Origin of the sequence: Clostridium sp. SHJSY1 (genome assembly GCF_031626875.1) — a bacterium.
In the GTDB taxonomy this organism is placed as follows: Bacteria; Bacillota; Clostridia; order Clostridiales; family Clostridiaceae; genus Clostridium.
The window spans coordinates 253,174-259,381 of the sequence record NZ_JANDMF010000002.1 but is presented as its reverse complement, the minus strand read 5'-3'; the positions used below and the strand labels follow the sequence as shown (position 1 = coordinate 259,381).

Annotated in this window: 7 protein-coding genes and 1 riboswitch; of the genes, 6 read left to right on the top strand and 1 reads right to left on the bottom strand. The window is 29.8% G+C overall.

Annotation, left to right across the window (positions count from 1 at the left end):
• Positions 1-118 precede the first annotated feature (118 nt).
• Entirely contained in the window at positions 119-1,114 is a 996-nt protein-coding gene (locus tag NNC19_RS02415) for a CehA/McbA family metallohydrolase (protein WP_310936998.1), read from the bottom strand.
• A gap of 128 nt (positions 1,115-1,242) precedes the next feature.
• Here NNC19_RS02415 and NNC19_RS02410 point away from each other — a divergent pair, with 128 nt between their 5' ends.
• From NNC19_RS02410 to NNC19_RS02385, 6 genes are all read left to right on the top strand, one after another.
• A complete protein-coding gene (locus NNC19_RS02410; protein ID WP_310936997.1) occupies positions 1,243-2,076 on the top strand; it encodes a S1-like domain-containing RNA-binding protein in 834 nt (277 codons plus the stop codon).
• A 148-nt stretch (positions 2,077-2,224) separates the two neighbouring features.
• Positions 2,225-2,917 carry a helix-turn-helix domain-containing protein gene (locus NNC19_RS02405; protein WP_310936996.1) on the top strand — a complete coding sequence of 231 codons (693 nt, stop codon included), beginning with the start codon at positions 2,225-2,227 and terminating at the stop codon, positions 2,915-2,917.
• 7 nt (positions 2,918-2,924) lie between these two features.
• Positions 2,925-4,166 carry a diaminopimelate decarboxylase gene (locus NNC19_RS02400; protein ID WP_310936995.1) on the top strand — a complete coding sequence of 414 codons (1,242 nt, stop codon included), beginning with the start codon at positions 2,925-2,927 and terminating at the stop codon, positions 4,164-4,166.
• A 49-nt stretch (positions 4,167-4,215) separates the two neighbouring features.
• Positions 4,216-4,327: riboswitch (TPP riboswitch) on the top strand.
• Positions 4,328-4,411: 84 nt separating this feature from the next.
• Positions 4,412-4,606: a sulfur carrier protein ThiS gene (gene thiS, locus NNC19_RS02395; RefSeq protein ID WP_310936994.1), complete on the top strand. Its 195-nt coding sequence runs from the start codon at positions 4,412-4,414 to the stop codon at positions 4,604-4,606.
• Between the two features lie 3 nt (positions 4,607-4,609).
• Positions 4,610-5,413 carry a sulfur carrier protein ThiS adenylyltransferase ThiF gene (thiF, locus tag NNC19_RS02390; protein WP_310936993.1) on the top strand — a complete coding sequence of 268 codons (804 nt, stop codon included), beginning with the start codon at positions 4,610-4,612 and terminating at the stop codon, positions 5,411-5,413.
• Positions 5,414-5,431: 18 nt separating this feature from the next.
• Positions 5,432-6,196 (top strand): thiazole synthase, encoded by a 765-nt coding sequence (locus tag NNC19_RS02385; protein ID WP_310936992.1) that lies wholly within the window; start codon positions 5,432-5,434, stop codon positions 6,194-6,196.
• Positions 6,197-6,208 lie beyond the last annotated feature (12 nt).

Genomic DNA, 6,208 nt, shown 5'->3' with positions numbered 1-6,208 from the left:
TGTTATGCAAAATTATATTAATAAAATTATATCAGCATACTATTAGAATTCTATTGACAACTACTAGCTGGACTGAAGAATATGCTGAAAAATGCGAGATTACAAGGAATTACACCTTTTATCTAATAAATTTTGTTATAAAAATAGGAGAACTTATAGCAATTCTATTATTATCTTGATAAATTTTAACTAAGTACCAACTCTCACCTGGTTGTCTTTCATGTTCATATAAATATTTTATAGAATTTAAGTTAATGCTATCTATCTTTTTTATTATAATGCCTTTATTAGTTATTATATCTATTTGATTAATCTTTACTTTAAAATCTTCAGCATAAATCATAAATTTTAGTTTTTGAATATTCTGTTCAATTATATCTCCCATTAAAATATCATTTATTGTAAAGTACATTTTTAGAGTTCTAGATTCAGTTGAGTATGTTTGTCTCTTTCTGAAGGCATTTATTATTTTTTCATTAGTCAAATCACTAGTAAGTATTGCAGTTAGATTTTCGCTATCTCCAAAGTTCATTCTATGATTATCTTGGCCATTAATTGCTCCAAGTTTCCAACCTTTATCAAGAAGGGCGTAATAATATTTTTCATATCGTGTATATTTATTTGGAAAAGACCCATTACCAACTTCTATGGATGTAATTATCTTATTAAATATTTCATTATAGTTAAGAGATAGTATATTTTTGTGAGGATGATTTATTGTAATAATTGCATCAGGATTATTAATCATCCATAATGCTAAAACGTTTAAGTCTTTTACTACTCCTGTAAAAAATGTATTAGAATTTATTATATTAAAATCACCATAGAGTGATGTTCGTGTTTCAAATCCTATTAAAGGTATAAAATTATCAGATTTTTTGGAAAATTTATCCTGTGCATAATTGCTAGCAAACCATCTTGAGACTTGTTTACTATTAATATACACTTCTTTATTAAGATAGGAATTATGATCTGTAATGGTAAGAAAGTTTAATCCATTATTCATTCCATATTTATAAGCTTCTAATGGAGTGCCTTTGCCTGTAGAAAAAGCAGTATGTGCATGATTGATTCCATAATAGTATCTTAAAGATTTTTTTTTATTTTTGCCCAAGCTTATTACCTCAAATTAATTATTTACTATATTTATAGTGCTTATATACTTTAAATAATGACAATAATAAATAGTAATGATAAAATAAGTTGAATGAGAAGTAGGATTAAAAAGGCAGGAGATTAAAAATGATATTTATTGGTGAATATAATGAATTAAAAGTTGATAGAAAAGTTGAGTTTGGTTTTTACTTAACTGATGGTGAAGGGAATGATATATTGCTTCCTAATGCTTCACTTAATGGAAGAGAAATTAATGTTCAAGATGAAATTGAAGTTTTTGTGTATAGAGACTCAAAAGATAGACCTATAGCTACATTGAAAAAACCTTTGATTACAGTAGGGCAAGTAGCCTATCTTGAAGTAGTTGCTCAAAGTTCATTTGGTGCTTTTGCTAATATTGGCCTTGATAGAGATATTTTTATACCTATTAAGGAACAAAAATTTAAGTGCCTTATAGGGAAAAGCTATTTACTATATGCATATGTTGATAAAACAGGAAGACTTGCAGCTACTACATATATAGAAAATTATTTGCAAGTTGGTGAAGGGTATGCTATAGGGCAAGAAGTAGAAGTTATAACATATGGAAAAGGCGGAGAAAAAACTATAAGAGTTGCTATCAATGGAAAGTATCAAGGAATTATTTTAGGTAACGAACATTTTAGTGATATTTATCCAGGAGATAAGTTTAAAGCAAGAGTTAAAAAAATATATGAAGATGGTATTGTAGGTGTTACAACAAGAAAGAAAAGACTTGATGAAAGAGATGAATTAAAGGAAAGGATTCTTGAATATTTAAATAGCCATGATGGGGTTATGTCATATAATGACAAAACATCTCCAGAGGTTATTAAAGAAGTCTTTGGTACTTCTAAAAACTACTTTAAAATGACTCTTGGTGGTCTTATGAAAGAAGGAAAAATCGAACAATCTTCAGAAGGAACAAAGTTAAAAAAATAATAAACTATAAGAAGGCTGTCTAAAGTATTTTTAGATAGCCAATTTTTCAGAAAAAATTTAATTGAAAATCTATATCAACTATTGACTAAATATTATTTAGGTTGTATAGTATTCCTATATAGAAATACTCATTCAAGGAGTGCAGGAAATGGATATTGTAGATAGATTAATGAGTTTTGGATTAACCAGGCATGAAGCTAACATTTATTTGTCATTATTTGCAGAAGGGGAGCTTAATGGTTATGAAGTTTCTAAGATAACTGGTATATCTAGATCCAATACTTATAATTCATTAGCTGGGCTAGTTGAAAAGGGGGCTGCTTATATTATAGAGGATGGGGCTATTTTATATACTCCAGTTAGTATAGATGAATTTTGCAATAATAAAATTCGTGTTTTAGAGAAAAATAAGACTGAGCTTATAAAAAATGTTCCAAAAAGAAAAGAAGAAACAAACGGATATATAACAGTAAAAGGTGAAAAACATATTCAAGATAAATTTAGAAATATGTTAGTACAAGCTAAAGAAAGAGTTTATTTAGATATGTGTGCAGAAAGACTTGATGAAGTAAGATCAGAATTAATTGATCTTATAAGTAGAGAAATTAAAATAGTTGCAATTACAGATTCTACATTTACCTTGGATGGGGCTATAATATATCATGATGAGAAAGATAAATCTCAAGTTAGACTTATAGTTGACTCGAAATATGTTTTAACTGGTGAAATTGGGGATGAACTAAATTCAACCTGTTTATATTCAAGTAATAACAATTTAGTTAAAGTATTTAAAGATGCTTTAATTAATGAGATGAAGTTAATTGAAATGATGAAAGGATGAAGATTTAATGAGTAAAAAGCCATTTGTTACAAAAGAGCAATTAGAAGAGATTATAAAAGAATTTCCAACACCATTTCATCTATATGATGAAAAAGGAATTAGAGAAAATGCAAGAAAACTAAATGAAGCTTTTTCATGGAATAAAGGATTTAAAGAATATTTTGCAGTAAAGGCAACACCTAATCCATATATTCTTAAAATTTTAAAAGAAGAAGGCTGTGGAATGGATTGCTCTTCTTTAACTGAACTTATTATGTCTGAAAAGTGTGGATTTGTTGGGGATGATATTATGTTTTCATCAAATAATACTCCAGCTGAAGAATTTCAATATGCACGTAAGTTAAATTCTACTATTAATTTAGATGATATAACTCATATTGACTTTTTAAGAGAAGTTGCTGGAATTCCTAAAACAATTTCATTTAGATATAATCCAGGTGGAAAGTTTGCTCTTGGAACTACTATAATGGATGATCCAGGTGATGCAAAATATGGATTAACAAGAGCACAAATGACAGAAGCATTCTTAAAATTGAAAGAATTAGGGGTTGAAGAATTTGGAATGCATTCGTTTTTAGCAAGTAATACAGTTACAAACGATTATTATCCAGAACTTGCTAAGATTTTATTTAAGGTAGCAGTGGAATTAAAAGAAGAAACAGGTGTGCATATTGGATTTATAAATCTTTCAGGAGGAGTAGGAATTCCATATACACCAGATAAAGAACCTAATGATATTATGGCTATAGGTGAAGGTGTAAGGAAAGCTTATGAAGAGATATTAATACCAGCAGGAATGGGAGATGTGGCTATATATACAGAACTTGGACGTTTCATGCTTGGACCTTATGGACACCTTGTAACAACTGCAGTTCATGAAAAGCATATATATAAAGAATATATTGGGGTAGATGCATGTGCTGTTAACTTAATGAGGCCTGCAATGTATGGAGCATATCATCATATAACTGTAATGGGTAAAGAAAATGAAACTTGTGATCATGTTTATGATGTAGTAGGATCTTTATGTGAAAATAATGATAAATTTGCAGTAGATCGTAGTCTTCCAAAGATAGATAAAGGAGATATACTAGTAATTCATGATACTGGTGCTCATGGATTTGCAATGGGATATAACTATAATGGGAAATTGAAATCTGCTGAAATTTTACTTCAAGAAGATGGCTCTACTAAACAAATAAGAAGAGCAGAAACTATAGAGGATTATTTTGCTACTTTAGATTTTTAAAATTGACAAAAATTACTTGAAGTTGTAATATGAATATTAGAAAATATAATATAAAGGCTAGGGGTGCTGACTTTGAGTTGGCTGAGAGATATTCTGTTAGAATTGACACCCTTTAACCTGATGTGGTTAGTACCACCGTAGGGAAGCAGGGAATACTGTGTATTCATTTATGAAATTTGATTTTAAGACTTGCCTATGGGTAAGTCTTTTTTATATGGAAAAAATTAATAGGAGGTGTGATTTTAATGAAGGTAAATGGAAAAGAATTTGAGTTAAAGGTAGAAAAAACACTAGATAAGTTTTTAGATGAACTTACTATAAATAAAGATAAAGTAGTGATTGAACTTAATGGAGTTATTGTAACCAAAGAAGATTTTGCAAAAATAGTACTTAAAAATAGTAATGTTATGGAAGTAATAAGCTTTGTTGGAGGAGGCTAAATCATGAAGGTTTTAATAAATGAAAAAGAGAGAGAAGTTCAAGAAGTTTCAGCATATAAACTAAGGGATCAATATAAAAAAGGGGCTGATATTGTAATACTAAATGGATTTCCAATAAAAGAAGATAGAAATGTAAAAGATGGGGATAGACTTTCTTTTATTAAAAAAGGTGAAATACCAAATAAAGAAGAACTTGAAGCATTAATGGTTAGTCGACATACACCAAAGGTACATGAAAAATTAAAAAAAGGAAAAGTTGCCATTGCAGGTGCTGGAGGGCTTGGGTCAAATGTGGCTATATCCTTAGCTAGAATTGGAGTTGGACATATAAAGATTATAGACTTTGATGTGGTTGAACCTAGTAATCTAAATAGGCAGCAGTACTATATAAAGCATATAGGGATGAAAAAAGTTGAGGCATTAAAGGATATACTTACAGAGATTAATCCTTTTATAAAAGTAGAAGCTATAGATAAAAAAGTGGAAAAGGATAATATAGAAGATATTTTTAAAGGCTTTGATATAGTTGTAGAAGCTTTTGATAATGCTTCTTATAAAGCAATTATAGTTGGAGAAGTGTTAAAAAACTTTAAAGATACAAAAGTTGTATCAGCATCAGGAATGGCTGGATTTTACTCAAATAATATTATAACAACCAAAAAGATAGGGGACAGGTTATATATTTGTGGGGATAGAGTTCATGAAGCTGGAATTAATGAAGGGCTTATGGCTCCAAGAGTTGCAATTGTAGCAAATCATGAAGCTAATACAGTTCTTAGATTATTATTAAATGAAATAGAAATTTAAAATATTGGGGGATTTAAAATGGATAAATTTATATTAGGAAAACAGGAATTAAGTTCAAGACTATTAGTTGGTACAGGGAAGTATGGTAATAATAAAATACTTCCAGATGTAGTTAGAGAATCTGGTACAAATATAGTTACTATGGCTGTAAGAAGAGTAGATTTAGATAACAAGGAAGAAAACATAATAGAATATATACCTAAGGATATAATTCTACTTCCAAATACTTCAGGGGCTAGAAATGCAGAAGAAGCTATTAGAATAGCAAGGTTAGCTAAAGCTATGGGATGTGGAAATTGGGTAAAAATAGAAGTTATTTCTGATACTAAATATTTAATGCCAGATAATTTAGAGACTCTAAAGGCTACAGAAATATTAGCAAAGGAAGGATTTAATGTTTTACCATATATGACCCCAGACTTAATGATGGGAAAGAGAATGGCAGAAGCAGGTGCTATAGCAGTAATGCCACTTGGGGCACCAATAGGAAGTAATAGAGGAATAAGGACTAAAGAACTAATAGAGATTATGATAGATGAAATAGATGCTCCTATAATAGTTGATGCTGGTATAGGGAGACCTTCAGATGCAACTCTTGCTATGGAGATGGGAGCAGCTGCAGTTTTAATTAATACAGCACTTTCTTCAGCAAAGGATCCAGTGGCTATGGCTAGAGCTTTTAAAAAAGCTGTAGAAGCGGGGCGAGAAGCATACTTAGCTGGTCTTGGAGCTGAAAGTACAAAGGGCAATGCATCATCACCTTTAACAGGATTTTTAGGTTAAAGAGGTGAAAAG